This window comes from Anaerohalosphaeraceae bacterium (assembly GCA_037479115.1).
In the GTDB taxonomy this organism is placed as follows: Bacteria; Planctomycetota; Phycisphaerae; order Sedimentisphaerales; family Anaerohalosphaeraceae; genus JAHDQI01.
Map to the genome: position 1 here is coordinate 124,039 of JBBFLK010000004.1, position 16,476 is coordinate 140,514.

Genomic DNA, 16,476 nt, shown 5'->3' on the forward strand with positions numbered 1-16,476 from the left:
GGAAAGGCGGCGCCAAGAACGTACGACCTTTCCCCTGGAGTATTTTACGGCAACAGATTGGAGCAGGATATGCACTCGAACGGACACGGCTGCCCGCGGAATCGAAGAAGAATGCGAGTGTTGTTCAGTTTCTTGGCTGTCTGGTTTGTCCTGTATGAACCGGCCCATTCGGCAACGAGGACCTCGGCGCCGAGTGCGGAGCGCAGCCGTCTGTATCGACTGAATCATCGTCCGGCGGAGGAAATGAAGGCCGTCCTGCTCCATCTGGGCATCGGACGCCGGGTGGACGCCCTTTCAGAAAAGATTCTGATTGTCACCAGCAGTCAGCCGGAGGATTTGATTCGGGCCTCCAGTGTCCTTCAGATGCTTGACCAGCCGACCGTGCGGGGGCTCAAGCAATGGCAGCCGTCGGAGGTCGGACTGCCCGGTACGGAGTACCTGTTTGGGGAACTGAAACTCTCGGAGCTCCAGGGGGGTACGCTGCTGGACCCGCCGCCGGGCACTATGGACAATGCCCTGCTTCTGGATGAGCATCAGGGAGGGCTGCTCGCCATCGGAAATGAAACGATGCTGAATCGGCTGGACCAGATTATCAGTCAGTGGACAGCCAAGCGGCAGCCGAAGCCCGTTGCGGTGCCGGCGGAACCGTCGCCCGCTCCTTCAGCCCAGCCGCAGCCGGTCCAGCCGTCCGAGCCGCAAAAAGAACCCAATTTGCCTTCGGCCGAGACGACCGCCGCGGCTCTGCCGGTTACCCCTGCAGAACCGTCCGCACCAACGGAGCGACCTTCAGAAATCCCGGAGCCGGAACCGTCCCCCCAGCCGCAGGATGAAGACTTTTTCAGTCAGGAACTGATGAAGGCGCTGGCGGCGGCTCAGGAAAAAGCCGAACAGCTCCAGAAAGAAATTGAACTCGAAAAGCAGAACGCGGAGGAGGAAGAAGATGCGGCCTTCCTGGAGGTGATTGAAGCCCTGCGGCGACGGGCGACGGGAGAAGAAGCCGCTGCCGAACCAAAAACCGAACCCATTCCGGGCTCTCTGCTGGCCCGTCTGGAGGAGCAGCTGGCTCGACAGGAGCAGCAGATTGCCGAGCTGAAGGCGCTGCTGGCCGAGCGAACCGCCCCCAAAGACTCTAAAATCCGTACGGCCCCCGGTCTTCCCGAACCGGTTATCCCGGAAGGAGAGAAGGAACTGGAGCTGACCATCACCCTGCCGGAAAAGGTGGAAATCACACAGCTGATTGAACTGGTCGGCAAGCAGCTGGGGCTGAACTATATGTACGACCCGACGCAGGTGCGCGGGGACGTGACCCTGAAGATTCACGACGGACGAATCAAAGTCAAAGACACCTATGCCCTGCTCGAATCCGTGATGCGGTTCCGCGGTTTTGTGATGACGCGCCGCGGCAATCTGGTGACGATTGTGCCGGCCGGCCAGATTCGTCAGGCCGACCCGGCGATTGTCTCGCCGGATGAGCCGATTGCACCGGGGGATGTCATCGTCAGCAGCGTCTTTCCGCTCAAACACATCTCGCCGGCAGCAGCCCAGAAAATGCTCACAGACCTGCAGCTGGGAACCTCCTTTGTGCCGGTCAACGAAACAAACACGCTGATTGTAACGGACTATTCCTACCGAATGGACCGCATCAATCAGGTGATTTCCCTGGTGGACGTGGCGGGAGAGCCGAAACGCTTTGCCTTTCGGCAGCTGCAGTACACCTCCGCGGCGGACATTCTGAACAAACTGCGGACCCTGACGGCCCAAATGAGCGGGATTTCCGTCGTATCCTCGGCCGGCACGGAGGATGCCGCCGCCCGTGCGCAGGCCCCGGTGGTGCAGCGGGACGCCCAGGGCCGAGTCATCGCACCGCGCCCGCCGCAGACGCCGCAGCCGACTCCGGCTCCCGCTCCCTCCGCTCCCGCGCAGGAAACGGTCTTTCTGGACACGGACGAGCGAACCAACCGAATCCTGATGATCGGCTATCAGACCCAGATTAACACCATCCAGGAGCTGATTAATACACTGGATGTCCCCAAATACTACCTGCGGTACATCAAAGAATATCCGATTCGGTATGTCGAAGCCACCGAGGTCATTGCCGCATTGAATGAGCTGGGGCTGGCCAGCGTGAGCGTCAGCGGCCAGACGACCGCTCGGCAGACGGCCGCCGCCCGAACCCAGGCCATGCGGGCGGTTCAGCCCGGCCAGCCCGGCCAGGTGGTTCAGCCGGGCGTCGTCCAGCCGATGCAGACAGCTCCGACCGCCGGCGAAGACCAGCCCTATATCTCCGTGCGGCCCAACACCAACTCGCTGCTGGTAAACGCTACCAAAGACCAGCATGAGGCCATTGAACTGGTGATTTCTCATGTGGATGTCAAGCAGAAGGACCAGCGGACGATTCAGGAATACGAGATTCAGAATGTCGATGCCCTGTCCGTTGTCAAGACGCTGGAGGATTTGGGAATTATCGCGCCGCTCAAAAGCCAGACGGGCCAAACCCAGGGCCGCAGCGCCGCCGGTACACGCCAGCCCGCCGGACAAACAATGCAGCCCGGCCAGCCGGAAATGCCGATGCCCCTGGCCCTGCCGACCCTCGAAGGCGAAACCGTCACGGAGCTGACGGCCGCTCAGCCGCAGATTGCGGTTCTCGAATCAACCAACTCGCTGCTGGTGCACGCCACCCCGCGACAGCACGAGGCCATCTCGCTGGTCATCGCCCACGTGGACCGCACGCTCGAGCGGATTTCCACCCCGTATGTGGTCTATCCGCTGGAAAATCAGGACCCCGAGGAGCTGGCCGGGGTTCTCAATGAGCTGATTCAGGAAACCATGCAGCAGCAGGCCCAGAAGTCCTCGCCGGATGCCAAGATTCAGACCGCCCCGACGGCGGCTCTGCCGCTGCCCGCCAAGGAAGAAGAACGCATCCGCATCATTGCGGACCCAAAGACCTATTCGCTGATTGTCTATGCAAACAAGAAGAACCAGCAGTGGATTGGCGACCTGATTCGCGAACTGGACCAGTACCGCCCGCAGGTCCTGCTGGACTGCACACTCGTGGAGATTACCAAAGACGATTCCTTCAAATATGAACTGGAGATTATCTCCAAGACCTACGATGATCTGGCTTTGAGAGCAGGCCCTTCTTCGATAAGCACAATCGGCGGAAACTTCAGCCCCGGCCGGTATGCCCAGGGGCATTCGAAAAGCGGTTCTTTCCTCGGATTCTACAACAGTGATATGATTCAGGCCCTTCTGGACACCGTCCAGACAAAAAAATACGGCCGAATCATGGCCAAGCCCAAAATTCTGGTTAACGACAATCAGGAAGGAGAAATCAAGTCGTCCACCACCACAGCTGTGCCGCAGGAAAAAACCAACGTCCAGCTGCCGGCCACCGGAGGCACGCCGGTCACAACCACGGATGTATCGTTCACAGATTATACCGCCGGGGTTACCCTGAAAATTAAACCCCATATCAGCAAAGGGGATATGCTGCGGCTGGAGATTACCCTGAACCGGACCGACTTTACGACGCGTCAGGATGTTCAGCTGCCCAGCGGGAAGGTGCCCGTTCCGCCGGACCGCCTTTCCACGGACATCACAACGGTTTCAACGGTTCCGGACGGCTCCACGATTATCCTGGGCGGACTGGAAACCATCAACCAGTCCAAAACACACAGCAAGGTGCCGCTGATCGGGGACCTGCCGCTGGTGGGCGGATTGTTCCGAGGTGTCAACAACACCGACAAAGAAGGCAAACTGTATATCTTTGTGAGAGCCAACATCATTCGGCCCGGCGACCGCGGCGGGATGGATGATATGCGCCGGCTTTCCGGACGGAATCGGCGGGCGTTTGAAGAAGAAGAACGGCGGTTCCAGCGAACGGAAGACTGGCCGGGCATCAAACCCAAGCCGATGAGACCGGAACAGGTGCTCGAAGAGGATGAAGTGACAGCCAGCGAGGAAGAGCATTTGTATTAAACCGGCAGGGAAAGGCCGGGCCGGAGAACAGGAATGGATTCCCGCCTTTCTCCTTCGCTGAGGTTTCGAAGGATAGGTCGCGGGGACGGGAGGAATGGATTCCCGCCCCCGTCTGTACGAGGGCAGGCCCTGCGCGGGAATGACAGAAGCGACAGGAAGGACAGAGAAACAGCGGGAAGGACAGGGGCAGCGGGAAGGACAGGGAAACAGCGGGAAGGATAGGGAAACAGCGGAAAGGACAGAGACGGCGGGAACGGCAGAGACAACGCGAAGCAAAGATGGCGAGAAGAACTAAGATTGCGGGAAAGACAGAGAGGTGCGGGAAGGACTGAGACGCGGGAAGGACTGAGGCAATGGGAAGAACGGGAAAACACAGGGACAGAAGCATAAGGACGGATGGAAGCACAAGGATAGAAAAATGCAGGGATGATAAGACATAGGGAATCAAAAAATATTGGGTATGACAGCAAAGATGCAGAAGGACAACAAAAACGCAGGCAGGAGAAGAGATTGACTGAAAGGGGAGAAAAGATTGACTGAAAGGAATGACAAGACAAGGGAAGGACAGCAAGGTGCGGGAACGGCAACAGGGGCGAGTCAACCTGTCACTCCCGCGAAGGCGGGAGTCAAGAAATGACATATTATGTATATATCCTGGCCAGTCGGCGAAACGGCACCTTGTATATCGGAGTCACAAACAATCTGAAAAATCGCGTCTTTCAACATAAAACGGAAAAAGTAGAGGGGTTTACACAAAAATACGGGGTGAAACGGTTGGTTTATTTTGAGACTTTTCGAAATATTCAAGACGCTATTGTGCGAGAAAAACGACTGAAAAAATGGAATCGTGACTGGAAAATCCGGCTGATTGAAGAAAAAAATCCCGCGTGGGATGATTTGTTTGAAAGGGTGTGAAAGGAATGGATTCCCGCCCCCGTCTGTACGAGGGCAGGCCCTGCGCGGGAATGACAGAGACAGCGGGAAGGACAGGGAAACAGCGGGAAGGAGAGGGAAACAGCGGGAAAGATAGGGACAGCGGGAAGGACAGCAAGGTGCGGGAAGGACAAAGAAAAATCGCAGGAAGAACTTTAAGAGGCAGCAAGGGCGGCAGAGAACAAAAAAGACCGCCGGATGTGAAAATGGCAAATGCAGCCGGAATAAAAGGCCGGCTGGAAGAAGAAATAAAATAAAAACATGAAAGAATTATTAATCGAGACGGCCCGACGGACCGGGATTATCAAGCCGGAGGCGCTGGAACAGTACCTGGCCGAGCACGCCGACGATGCGCGCCGCATCGATGAGATTCTGCTGTCGGCGCCGCAGTTTACGGAAGAGGCGGTCCTGCGGCTTCTGGCGGAAACGCTGGGGCTGGAGTATGTAGAGGAAATCGACGCCTCGACCGTGCCGGCGGCGTTTATCGAGGCGGTGCCGGCACCGTACGCCCAGCATCACTACCTGATCGGCTTTTACCGCAACGGGCAGGAGGATGTGATTACCATCGCCGTGGCCAATCCGATGAATCCGCTGGTGGTGGACAACATCGCCCGCAAGCTGCACAAGCCCGCCGAGATGGTGGTCAGCTCCCGGGCGGCCATCACGGCGGCCATCGACGTGGCCTATGAACAGAAAAACACGGTCATCGAAGAGGTGGCCGAGGAGCTGGACTCGCAGAATCTGGACCAGCTGGTTGATGAGGCCCAGAGCAGCGACGACCTGCTGGATGTGGTCAACCGTCCGCCGGTCATCCGGCTGGTCAACGACATCCTTTTCCGAGCCCTGCAGATGCGGGCCAGCGACATTCACGTCCATCCCTACGAGAACAAAATCCAGATTCGCTACCGCATCGACGGCATCCTGTACGATACGCTCACGCTCAACCGCAATGTGCTCTCGCTGGTGATTTCGCGCATCAAGGTGATGGCCGGAATGGACATCGCCGAACGGCGGATGCCGCAGGACGGACGCACGAGCGTGCGCATCGGCCAGCGGGAAATCGACCTGCGCGTCAGCACCGTGCCGACCAGCTACGGCGAGCGGGCGGTTCTGCGAATCCTCGACAAAAGCACGGGGCTGCTCACGCTGGAGGAGCTGGGGCTCTGGAAAGAGGATAAAGAGGCCTTTGACCGGATGATCAACCGCACGCACGGCGTGATTTTTGTAACCGGACCGACCGGCAGCGGCAAAAGCACCACGCTGTATGCGTGCCTGAACCGCATCAACGCCGTCGAAAAAAACGTGATGACCGTCGAAGACCCCATCGAATACCAGCTGGAGGGCATCAGCCAGATGCAGGTGTCCGCCAAGAAGGGGATGACCTTTGTCAACGCCCTGCGGCATATCCTGCGTCAGGACCCGGATGTGATTATGGTCGGCGAGGTGCGCGACCGGGAGACGGCGGCGATGGCGATTCAGTCCTCGCTGACCGGGCACCTGGTGTTCAGCACGCTGCACACCAACGACGCCGCCGGCGCGGTCAGCCGGCTGCTGGATTTCGGCGTCGAGCCCTATCTGGTCAGCTCGTCTTTGATTTGCGTGCTGGCCCAGCGTCTGGTGCGCAAAATCTGCCCGGACTGCAAAACCGTCTATCACCCGAACGCACAGGAGCAGCGCGAGCTGGGCCTGACCGATATGCCCGCCGGCGAGTTCTTCTACACCGGACGCGGCTGCAGCAAGTGTTTTGACACGGGCTATCGCGGGCGAACGGGAATTTATGAACTGATGATTGTAAATGATGAGATTCGGGAAATGATTTACCGATGCGAAACGGCCGGGGCGATAAAGAAAAAAGCCCTCGAATACGGAATGAAGACGCTGCGGATGGACGGAGCCCGCAAGGTGCTGGCGGGCATTACCACCATTGCCGAGGTCCTGCGGGTTACCCAGTCCGACAGCATGTAAGAGAACAAAAAAACCACAGATTACACAGATTGCACAAATACAAATTAAAAAATCCGTGAAATCCGTGGTTCCATAAAAATACCAGGATAGTCCAGTGCCGAGATTCAGTTATACAGCAATCGGGAGCAGTCAGAAGACGGAAAAAGGCGTGATTTCCGCCGAGAACGCCTTTGCCGCCCGCAAGATGCTGCGCAGCAAGGGTCTGCACCCGACGGAGGTCACGCAGATTACCGCGGAAACGGCCGGACGGTCCTTCCACTCGGTATTCGGCAACAAGAAAAAGACCGTGGCGGCGTTTACGAAAGAGCTGGCGACGATGCTGCGGGCGGGCATCAAACTGACCGATGCGCTGTCCGTGCTGATTCAGCAGATTCCGGACCCGCAGCTCAAAAACGCCATTACGGACGTGCGGGACCGTGTGGTGACGGGGGAGTCCTTCGCCGAGGCGCTGAGCGAATACGAGGCGTATTTTGACCTGATTTACGTGAGCATGATGCGGGTCGGCGAGGTCACCGGCACGCTCGAAGAGAGCTTAACCACCATGTCCGCCATGCTCGAAAAACAGCGGCAGCTGGAAGAGAAAATGACAACCGCGATGATGTATCCGGCCATCCTGCTGACCCTGTGCGTGGTGGTGGTGCTGGTGATTATGATTTTCTTCCTGCCGCTGATTACCAGCGAGCTGGTCAAGGTCGGCCAGACGCTGCCGCTGACAACCCGGGTCCTGATGAAAACCTCCGACCTGCTGACCAGCGCCTGGGCTTTTGTGATTCTGGGGATTCTGTTCGGGCTGGGCTGGCTGTACAAGCGGGCCGTCCGGACCGAGCGCGGAGCGGCGCTGCGCGACCGCCTCCTGCTGGCCCTGCCGGGGTTCGGCCCGCTGCTCAAGCAACGGATTGTCTCCCGTTTTGCCTCCACGCTGGCCACGCTGCTGGGCTCCGGGATGTCGATGGCCGAATCGCTGCGGGTCGTCGCGCAGGTGACGGGCAACGCCGTGATGGCCGAGGCCGTCCGCCAGGCCCGCGAGCGTATTCTGTCCGGCTCCGACATCGCCACGCCCCTGCGGGACAGCGGCGTCATCAGCCCCTCCATCGCCCATATGATTACCGTCGGCGAAAAAAGCGGCGAGCTCGAACAGATGCTTCGGATGATCAGCCAGAATCTGGAGGCCGAATCCGACCTGGTCATCGAGCGGCTCAGCAAATTCGTCGAGCCCCTGATTATCATCCTGATGGCCGGACTGATTGGACTGATTGCCTACGCAACGATGGTTCCGATTATCAAATTTTCCGTTACGCAGTTTTAAGTCAAACGGAGGCAGCTATGAAACACACAAACAGACGAACAAAAGGATTTACCCTGGTGGAAATCATGGCGGTGGTGCTGATTCTGGCCCTGCTGATGGGCATCGCCGCCAAGAACTTTATCGGAATGACCGACAAAGCCCGCGTGACAACCACCAAGGCCACGCTCAAGCAGCTGCATCAGGCCGTCAACATGTTCAAACTGGACACCGGCCGTTATCCCACGGAAGAGGAAGGCCTGCGGGCCCTGATTGAGCCGCCCTCGGATGTCACCGGCTGGACCGGCTATCTGGAAACCACCGATGTCCCCAAAGACGCCTGGAAAAATGACCTGGTGTACATCCTCAATCCGGAAAGCGGCAAGCCCTTTGTCATCATCAGCTACGGAGCCGACGGCAAAGAAGGCGGCGAAGGATACGATGCGGACCTGTACAGTACCGATGTGGATTAGCCGCCGCGGCTATGTCCTGCTGGAGGTGCTGATTGTGGTGGGCCTGATGGCGTTTCTGCTGTCGCTGGGGGTCATCAGCTACAGCAGTCTGTGGGGAAACCGGCAGTTCCAGAAACAGGCCCAGGAGCTGGTGAACTTGTTTCAGATGGCCCAGGAGGCCGCCGCCCAAAGCGACCGCCGCTATGCGGTTGTCCTGGATTTTGTCGAGCGAAAATATGTCCTTCGGCAGTTTGCCACACTGGATTTGCAATCCATACCGGAGGACGAAGCAATCATCTATACCGGCTATTTTACAGACCGATTCCAGTTAGACTATGTCCTGTATGATGACCTGGAAGATACACGGGAAAAAGAAAACGTCACAGAGGCCCGCTTTTACGCAGGCCGTTCCGGCTGGCAGTACGGCGGCAAGGTGGTTGTCCGCGACGGAGAGGGCAACCCCTGGAGTATCGTTATCTCGAGGATGGTCCGGCCGGTCCGACTGGTGGAAGGCGATGTGCCCATCCTGCTGCCTGTGAAACCCGATGAGATGCGTTTCTAAACAACCTGTTCGCTCCCGCGGATTTACGCTTGTGGAAGTCGCAGCGGCCCTGGCCATCCTGGTCGGTCTTTTGACCTCCGCACTGGTGGTGATGACGCAGGCCGTAGGGGCTTCTATGGAAATCATCCAGCGCCGCAAGGCCTTCGAAACCGCCCGGGAAAACCTCGAATCCCTCCTGACCGTATCCACCGTCAGCGACCGGATGGAAACCGGCTACAGCGAACGCTATCCGGAAATCCGCTGGGAGGTAAGGATAGAGCCCTTTTACGAACCTATCAGCAATCGAATGTGGGTTCGGGCCGTCAGCACCGCCTTTTACCGCGACCGCGACGACCGGGAACAGACCGTCGAGCTGGAACACTGGCTGACGGGCCTGTCCGCCGAACAGGTCAAACAAATCCTGGCCCAGCAGGAACTGGAACAGAAGATTCTGGACGAACTGCACGGCCAGGAGGAAAAAACCTTCGAGGAAATGGTCAAAGTCTGCCTGCAGCAGGCCGGACTGGATGCCGCCGCCTATGAAAACCTTGTTCAGCGGCAGCGGCGGCAGAAAGTCGCCTATCTGATTGAGCACGGTCTGGGAGAACCGTACAATCACTGGGTCGAAATGCTCGAAAACGAAAAGTCGGCCTTTCTCCAGAAGCTCGGCGCGGATTTCGACCAGCTCAACGAGTGCATCCGCTACCTCCGCGCCAACCCGGAGCTGCTCCCCAGCCGCGGCGGCCCTCTGTCGGACACCGCGCAGACGACCCGACCGAATGAACCGAAGCCCCCAGCCGACAGCAAATCCGATTCTGAGCCGGACAAACCGGATACACCCGCAGACGAAAAGAAACAGGAGCCCTCGGCGCCTGCTCAAGAGCCCGACTGTCCTTTCGACTGCAGCCGGATTGACCCGTCCCTGAAAGCCCTGATTTGTCAGCTGACGGGGTGCTGCTGCAATTGACGACGATGCGATGCCCAAACAGACAGCCTGTTCGACCCGGCGGTTTCTCGCTGGTGGAAATGCTGGTGGTGGTCGCCCTGGCGGCGATGATTCTCATCGGCGCGCTGGGGGTCTATCAGCGTCTGCGGGCGGATGCCTCCGTCCTGAATGACCGACTGGACGAACGCCGCCTGGCGGAGGAGGTTCTTCAGCGGATTGCCGAAGACATCGACCGCATCGCCGCTCCCGGCTTCGACGCGTCGGTCCAGATTCGCAACAAGATTGACAACGGATTCGCCTCCGCCCAGCTGACCCTTGAATCCAGATTCTACACCGGCCAGCCCCCGCAGCCGCGCATCTTTGAGCGGGTCATCTGGCAGACCGCCTATAACATGGAGGAGGGCGGACTGATTCTTTATCGAATGCATACCGGACTGGCCCTTGAGGACAAAGTCCTCGAAGAAAACAAAACACCGGCGGAGCGGAATCTTTTTATCCCAACGGCGTCGGGACTGACCTTCTTTAAAGTGGAAGCTGTCCAGGAGCAGCAGACCGCCGCCGTCTGGACCACACCGGACCTGCCGAAGGGAATCCGGATTTCCGTTTCCTTCGCCCCGCTGGAGGAAGGCCCCGACGGCCGCTGGTACGTCCCGGAGGAAAAGATTCTCCAGCGAACCGTCGCCGTCAATCGCCTTCGTCCGATTGCGTACCGTTTTCGTCCGAGGGTTCTGGACGTCAATGACTTCCTGCCGCCGGAAGAATCCGCTGTTCAGGAGCCGAATCAGATTCAGACAAGACTGACCCGATAAAATGAATCCATGTAAAACAACATCCTGGTCAATCGAAAAGCCGCACCGGCGGGGCCTGGTCCTGGCGGTGGTGCTGATGATTCTGGTGGCCCTGACAGCCCTGACCGCCGCCTTGAGTCTGTTCGTCAAGCAGACCCAAAGACGCGTGAACTACATGATTGACTATCAGCGGGCCCGATACGCCTGCGATTCAGCACTGAAATACATCCTGTCGGTCCTGCCCGAGCAGCGGTACCGCGTCATCTCCCGCGAAGGGCTGCCCGATTTCTCCGACCTGTTCTGGCTGTCGGAGGAAGATTACGCCGCCTATCTGCAGGCCTGGCTGGACATCGCCGAGGATGACAAAATCCAGCAGGTAATAGAGCTGTCCGGCCTGACTGAGGAAGAGCCGGCGCCGCAGCCGGAACGGTCGCTGGCGGAGATTCTGGCGGCCCTCGTGCAGCGAATGACAAATCCGAACGCGGCGGAGGAGACGGCCGCCGTGAACGAACCGAAGCCTATTGACCCGCTGAAGCTGGTTGTGCCGGGGCCGTACGGCCAGCCCTGGCCGCTGGTGTCAAAACCGATCGAACTCAATTTCGGAGAGGCTGTCGTCACCATCGAAATCGAGGACGAAAACGCCAAGATGCCGCTGGGCTGGGCTGCCTCCGGCAATAAGGCCGCCAAAGCGGCCCTGACGACATTTTGTGAGTGGATGTCGATGACACCGGACGAAATCGAAGACCTTCACAAACAGTGTGCCCGGATTCAGGAGCAGAAAACCTTCGTGATTGACCCGCAGCCGATTCTGATAAAAGCCCGCACGGCCGCCGCCGCTCAGCAGGCTGCCCAGCAGGCCCCTCAGCCGGCCGGCACCACGTTCCGCACCACCCGACGCCTGCCCGGACAGGCCCCGGAACAGGTTGCCCCGCCGCCGCAGACCCAGCCGGCCGCACAGACCACCGACATTCTCCGCCCGGCTATTGCCCATGCCGCTGACTTCGGCAAACTCTTCCACAGCTCCCTGCTGGACTTGGAGGGGCTGACCCGCAGCCGCATTGACACCGGAAAACGAAACGAATCGCCCCTGAAATACCTGGGCCTGTGGGGCTCTCAGGAGGTGAACATCAATACAGCCCCCCGGCAGGTGCTCGAGGCAGCGTTTATGATGGTCGCTGCCGAACCGGAGAATTTGGCCAAAGCCGTCATCGAGCGCCGCCAGACCAAGCCCTTTGCCTCGCTGCGCGAGCTGGAGGAACTGGTGCCGGAAGAGGCCCACCGAATCCGCGCGGCGGCTCCGTATTTGACAACCCAGAGCGTTTTTTTTCAAATTCGAATTGTCAGCCGCTGCGGAAACGCCCGCTGCGCCGCGGTGGCAACCGTATTTAAAGATCAAAAGCAAGTGGAAACCCTGGCTGTCCTCTACAGCCGTTAAAACTGCAGGAGAATAGATGTGGAACCGAAACTGGTAATCGGCATCTGCGTCGCCCGGCAGGAAGCCGATGTCGTTGTGCTGGACCTGAGCAAAGCTGAGCCGGCCGCGGCGGACTGTTTTCGCGTCTGCCCGGAGGCGGACCCCTCCGGAGCCCTCTCGCTGGGGGCTGCGGTCGGGCGGGCCGTCCGCGCCAGAAACCTCGTGTACGAGGAAGCCATTGTCTCGCTTCAAAGTGATTTTTACGCCCAGTACCCGCTTCGCTCCGCTTTTGCCGAACCGCGGCAGATTGACGCAACCATCAAATACGATGCCGAGGAGGCCTCCGCAACCGATGCCGCCTCGCTGGCAGTGACCTATGAAATCGTCCGGGTGCGTCCGGACGGCTCGGATGTGATGGTCTATGCCGCCGACCGCCAGACGCTCACCGACCTGCTCATGGACCTGCAGGGGGAGGGGCTGGACCCGGTGATGATGGAGCCGGAAGGAGTTTCTCTCGCACGGGCCCTCGAACAGGTGTCTCCATCGTTTCGGGAAACAAACTGTCTGCTGGTCTGGCTGTGCGGCGGACAGTGCCTTCTGCTCAAAAACACCAACAAAGGAAAGGCCGCCTACTTCCGGCGGGTTCTGCTGGCCGGAAAAGACGACAAAACGGAACCGCTGGCCCGGCAGATTCAGCTCACCCTGGCCGGATGGGCCTTCGGCGAATCGATTGACGGCATCGTCCTGACCGGACAGCTCGAACATATCCGACCGGAGGTTCTCTCCCGGAAACTGGCTTATCCGGTCCGGACGGAAGAGCTTCACTGGCCGTTTGGACAGACCGCCGAACCAACCCTGACGGCGGCCGCCTGGGGAGCGGCCCTGTCCGCGCTTCATCGGGCCCGACGGGCGGATTTTCGGCGCGATTTCCTGCCGTATCAGGGCCGCCGAAAAATGCTGCAGAAATCGCTGCGGATGCTGAGTATTTCCCTGACAATCATATTTGCAGCGATCGGATTGTATTTTCAGATGAAGTCGCTGCGGCTTCAGAACTATATCGCCCGTCTGGAGGACAAAATCACCGCCGAATACAAAGGGTGCATGTACGGCCAGAAACCCCCGCCCAACCAGCCGATTCTGACGCGTCTTCGCAGCGTGCTTCGGCAGGTTCGTCAGCGGCAGGAGGGCTTCGGCGGCGGCGACGAAGGCTCCGTCCCGGCCCGGCTGACCTTCCTGATGGAGGCCCTGAACAAGACGCCCGCCTCGGTGGACCTGCAGATTCAGCAGATTTCCATTACGGAGCGCACCATCCGCCTCATCGGCGACACCGACGGACGGCGCAGCACGCTCCAGCTGCTGGATGAGTTCAAAAAGCATCCGAAACTGGATGTGGAAAGCAACCAGATTTCCCCGGCCCCGCCGCGGGATAAGTTTGAGATTGTCCTTCAGACCAAAAAGGAAGGAGGTGCCGGATGAAAAAGGATTTCTGGAAACAGCCCGACTTTTTCTTTCTTCTGCTGCCGGCGCTGGCGGCGCTGTGGGCCCTGCTCAGCGGCCTGGTTTTTTATCCGCGCCACAGCAAGGCCTTCAGCGACAAAAAGACCCAGTATGCCGAAGCGGCGGCCCTGATTGAACAGATTTTGCAGCTGGAGCCGGCCCGCATTCACTATCAGGGACAAACCGGCCAGTCCGGCGATTTTGACTATACCGTCGAGGTGGACCGCTTTGCCAAGGAGCTGGGAATCAGTTCCGGCAGCTATACCCTGAACGTGCGGCAGGCCCTCAAACAAAAAGGCAAAACTCGCAGAAGCGCCGACTTGTCCTTCAAATCCGTCAAGATTGAGACGGCAGCCGGCTTCCTTTCGGCAATGCTGGCCCGCTGGCCCGATTTGCAGTGCGAACAGATTGCCCTCGATAAAACCGGCACCGGCAAAAACGAATGGAATGTCAAGCTGCGGCTGGTCTATATTTACTGACCGTCAGCGGCCCAGCATAATCTGCAGGCACAGGTCGTTCAATTCATCCAGCTGCTTCTGGAGCTCATCCGGCTGCACCGTTCCGCCCTTGAGGGCTTTCTGGAGCCGGCCGGCCTTGTCCGCCAGAGCAGACCGACGGAACCGCCGCCCCAGCTCCACCAGGCGCCCGGCATGGTTCGCCAGCGTTTCATAGTCGCTGCGGGCATAGCATTCCCGAATCTGCTCCGTCAGAACCGGCAGCGCTTCATACAAATCCTCCGTTCCCTCCGCTTCCGAGGCAGCGGGCTCTTCCGAAACCGAGGAGGCCGCCTGGACGGACAGAAACGACCGAAGCGTTTCATACAGCTGGCCGCGGGAGACGGGCTCAACCAGCACGGCATTGCAGCCGGCAATCTTAAACTGTTCGGCGGTCTTGCGCGACGAATCGCCGGTAATCACCACGATCGGAAGATGCTCATCGGCGTTGCGGAGTCGGGCCGCCGCCTTGCGGGCGTCCTGAACCTTTTGCAGGGCAATCAGCGCCAGGTTGAACGGCTTTTGTTGGTGCCCTTCGAGGGCCTCGCGAAGACTCTGAACCACGCACACATCCAGACCGGCCCGGCGCAGCAGCAGCGAGGCGTGAACGGGATTCGGCGGGTCGCTGTCCAGCAGAAGGACGCGGCCGATGCACCCGATATGGCGGTCATCCTCCTGCGGCACAGCAGCAGGAGCCGACGGGTCCGCCGCCGATGTGCTCTGAACCGGCTCTACAAAGCACGGCAGAATCAGAGAAAATGTGCTCCCTTTTCCCGGCTGGCTGGCCAGTTCCACATGACCGCCCAGCAGTCCCATCAGCCGGCGCGTGATGGCCAGTCCCAAACCGGTGCCCCCGTATTTGCGGCAAATCGAAGAATCCGCCTGGGTAAACGACTCGAAAATCAATGATTGTTTGGCCGGTTCGATGCCGATTCCTGTATCCTGCACATCAAACCGAATCCGTTTTTGACCGGCCGCCGTTTCCGGATACACACGAACGGCAATAAACCCTTTTTCCGTGAACTTGACGGCGTTGCCGAGCAGATTCAGCAGGCATTGGCGCAGCCGCATTGGGTCCGTGTACACAACCCCCGGAAGGTCCGGCGAACAGTCCACACGAAACTCCAGTCCCTTGGAGCGGGCGGTATGCTCCATCAGCTCCGCCGCCTCACGCACTACCTCGGCGCACGAGCAGGGCACCATTTCGATATGCAGTTTTCCGGCCTCAATTTTGGAAAAATCCAGAATCTCATTGATCAGCGTAAGCAGATTGGAGGCGGAACGCTGGATGGTCTGGACATATTGACGCTGTTCCTCCGTCAGCGCCTCTTCCTGCAGAATGTCGGCAAATCCGAGAATGGCGTTCATCGGCGTCCGCAGCTCATGGCTCATATGCGCCAGAAATTCGCTTTTGGCTCGATTGGCCGCCGCGGCCTCCTCCGCCAGAATACGGGCCCGTTCGGCGGCGGCGCGAAGCTGCCGATTGGCCTGTTCAATTCGGCGGTTGGCCTGATGCAGCTCATCTTCTGCGGTTTTCTGTTCCGTAATATCCTGAGCAAAGACAATGACGCCAGCCACCTGCCCGTTTTCATCCCAATAGGGGATCCGGTCCGCCAAAACCCAGCGGACACGGTTGTCGGCCGTGACATATTTGCGCAGCTGCTTATAGAGGGGCTGACCGCTCAGAATCACCTGCATATCCTTTTCGAGGGCCTTCTGAGCACCGTCCGGGAACAGCTCATAATAGTTTTTTCCAATCAGCTCCTCGACGGACAAACCGACGGATTCGGCGGCACAGCGGTTGGCCCGCAGAATCGTCCCCTGACGGTCGCGGTACCAAATCATCGCCGGCACAGAATCAAAAATAGTATGGAAATCCCGCTCCAGATGCTCCAGTTTTGCCTGAAGCCGTTTTTGCTCTTCAAGCGCCTGCACCCACTTTTGGTGAGTCTCCCGCAAAAGTGTTTCCGGCGGCATCGCCCCATTCGAGGGCGACGACGCGGACTGAGAAGAACGCTTTTGTTCGGTTCGGTCTGTACGAAACATTTCAGACGGTCCCTTTCCGCAGGCCTTTTTCTCACGGCGGATTTGCCGGCTGTCCGAACATTCCAAATCAGACACCTTGCCCGTCAAAATCCGAAAAGACTGAATCCGCCGACAGCCTTGCCGAAAGAAGACATCGTCCA

The 16,476-nt window shown here is 59.0% G+C and carries 13 protein-coding genes; 12 read left to right on the forward strand and 1 reads right to left on the reverse strand.

The genetic code is table 11. The features are described from left to right. Window positions 1-111: 111 nt before the first annotated feature. From WHS88_03290 to WHS88_03345, 12 genes are all read left to right on the forward strand, one after another. Window positions 112-3,978: a secretin N-terminal domain-containing protein gene (locus WHS88_03290; GenBank protein MEJ5259195.1), complete on the forward strand. Its 3,867-nt coding sequence runs from the start codon at window positions 112-114 to the stop codon at window positions 3,976-3,978. A gap of 633 nt (window positions 3,979-4,611) precedes the next feature. Continuing rightward, complete coding sequence (locus tag WHS88_03295) at window positions 4,612-4,893, forward strand: GIY-YIG nuclease family protein (GenBank protein MEJ5259196.1); 282 nt, start codon at window positions 4,612-4,614, stop codon at window positions 4,891-4,893. A gap of 137 nt (window positions 4,894-5,030) precedes the next feature. Beyond that, window positions 5,031-5,168, forward strand: a complete 138-nt coding sequence (locus WHS88_03300) for a hypothetical protein (protein MEJ5259197.1) — start codon at window positions 5,031-5,033, stop codon at window positions 5,166-5,168. Window positions 5,169-5,172: 4 nt separating this feature from the next. Next, window positions 5,173-6,876, forward strand: a complete 1,704-nt coding sequence (gene gspE, locus WHS88_03305) for a type II secretion system ATPase GspE (protein MEJ5259198.1) — start codon at window positions 5,173-5,175, stop codon at window positions 6,874-6,876. Between the two features lie 94 nt (window positions 6,877-6,970). Next, the gene (locus WHS88_03310; protein MEJ5259199.1) at window positions 6,971-8,182 is read left to right on the forward strand and encodes a type II secretion system F family protein; all 1,212 of its coding nucleotides are present in this window, start codon (window positions 6,971-6,973) and stop codon (window positions 8,180-8,182) included. Window positions 8,183-8,199: 17 nt separating this feature from the next. Beyond that, window positions 8,200-8,631: a type II secretion system major pseudopilin GspG gene (gene gspG, locus WHS88_03315; GenBank protein MEJ5259200.1), complete on the forward strand. Its 432-nt coding sequence runs from the start codon at window positions 8,200-8,202 to the stop codon at window positions 8,629-8,631. Next, on the forward strand, window positions 8,600-9,172 hold the full coding sequence (locus tag WHS88_03320) for a type II secretion system protein (protein MEJ5259201.1): 573 nt from the start codon (window positions 8,600-8,602) through the stop codon (window positions 9,170-9,172). Before gspG ends, WHS88_03320 begins: the two co-directional genes overlap by 32 nt. After that, window positions 9,156-10,118 (forward strand): type II secretion system protein, encoded by a 963-nt coding sequence (locus WHS88_03325; protein ID MEJ5259202.1) that lies wholly within the window; start codon window positions 9,156-9,158, stop codon window positions 10,116-10,118. The genes WHS88_03320 and WHS88_03325 overlap by 17 nt, the downstream gene beginning before the upstream one ends. After that, window positions 10,088-10,906: a prepilin-type N-terminal cleavage/methylation domain-containing protein gene (locus WHS88_03330; GenBank protein MEJ5259203.1), complete on the forward strand. Its 819-nt coding sequence runs from the start codon at window positions 10,088-10,090 to the stop codon at window positions 10,904-10,906. Before WHS88_03325 ends, WHS88_03330 begins: the two co-directional genes overlap by 31 nt. A 1-nt stretch (window position 10,907) precedes the next feature. Beyond that, on the forward strand, window positions 10,908-12,320 hold the full coding sequence (locus WHS88_03335; GenBank protein MEJ5259204.1) for a type II secretion system protein GspK: 1,413 nt from the start codon (window positions 10,908-10,910) through the stop codon (window positions 12,318-12,320). 18 nt (window positions 12,321-12,338) lie between these two features. Further along, window positions 12,339-13,775 carry a hypothetical protein gene (locus WHS88_03340; protein MEJ5259205.1) on the forward strand — a complete coding sequence of 479 codons (1,437 nt, stop codon included), beginning with the start codon at window positions 12,339-12,341 and terminating at the stop codon, window positions 13,773-13,775. Then, complete coding sequence (locus tag WHS88_03345) at window positions 13,772-14,275, forward strand: hypothetical protein (GenBank protein MEJ5259206.1); 504 nt, start codon at window positions 13,772-13,774, stop codon at window positions 14,273-14,275. The genes WHS88_03340 and WHS88_03345 overlap by 4 nt, the downstream gene beginning before the upstream one ends. A gap of 3 nt (window positions 14,276-14,278) precedes the next feature. On the opposite strand, the gene WHS88_03350 is transcribed toward WHS88_03345, so the two are convergent. Next, window positions 14,279-16,402 carry an ATP-binding protein gene (locus tag WHS88_03350; protein ID MEJ5259207.1) on the reverse strand — a complete coding sequence of 708 codons (2,124 nt, stop codon included), beginning with the start codon at window positions 16,400-16,402 and terminating at the stop codon, window positions 14,279-14,281. Window positions 16,403-16,476: the final 74 nt, after the last annotated feature.

Excerpts from the sequence above, each read along its gene's own strand:
- WHS88_03290 (MEJ5259195.1), top strand. The coding sequence starts at position 112 with ATGCGAGTGTTGTTCAGTTTCTTGGCTGTCTGGTTTGTCCTGTATGAA.
- WHS88_03295 (MEJ5259196.1), top strand. The coding sequence starts at position 4,612 with ATGACATATTATGTATATATCCTGGCCAGTCGGCGAAACGGCACCTTG.
- gspE (MEJ5259198.1), top strand. The coding sequence starts at position 5,173 with ATGAAAGAATTATTAATCGAGACGGCCCGACGGACCGGGATTATCAAG.
- gspG (MEJ5259200.1), top strand. The coding sequence starts at position 8,200 with ATGAAACACACAAACAGACGAACAAAAGGATTTACCCTGGTGGAAATC.
- WHS88_03320 (MEJ5259201.1), top strand. The coding sequence starts at position 8,600 with ATGCGGACCTGTACAGTACCGATGTGGATTAGCCGCCGCGGCTATGTC.
- WHS88_03325 (MEJ5259202.1), top strand. The coding sequence starts at position 9,156 with ATGAGATGCGTTTCTAAACAACCTGTTCGCTCCCGCGGATTTACGCTT.
- WHS88_03335 (MEJ5259204.1), top strand. The coding sequence starts at position 10,908 with ATGAATCCATGTAAAACAACATCCTGGTCAATCGAAAAGCCGCACCGG.
- WHS88_03345 (MEJ5259206.1), top strand. The coding sequence starts at position 13,772 with ATGAAAAAGGATTTCTGGAAACAGCCCGACTTTTTCTTTCTTCTGCTG.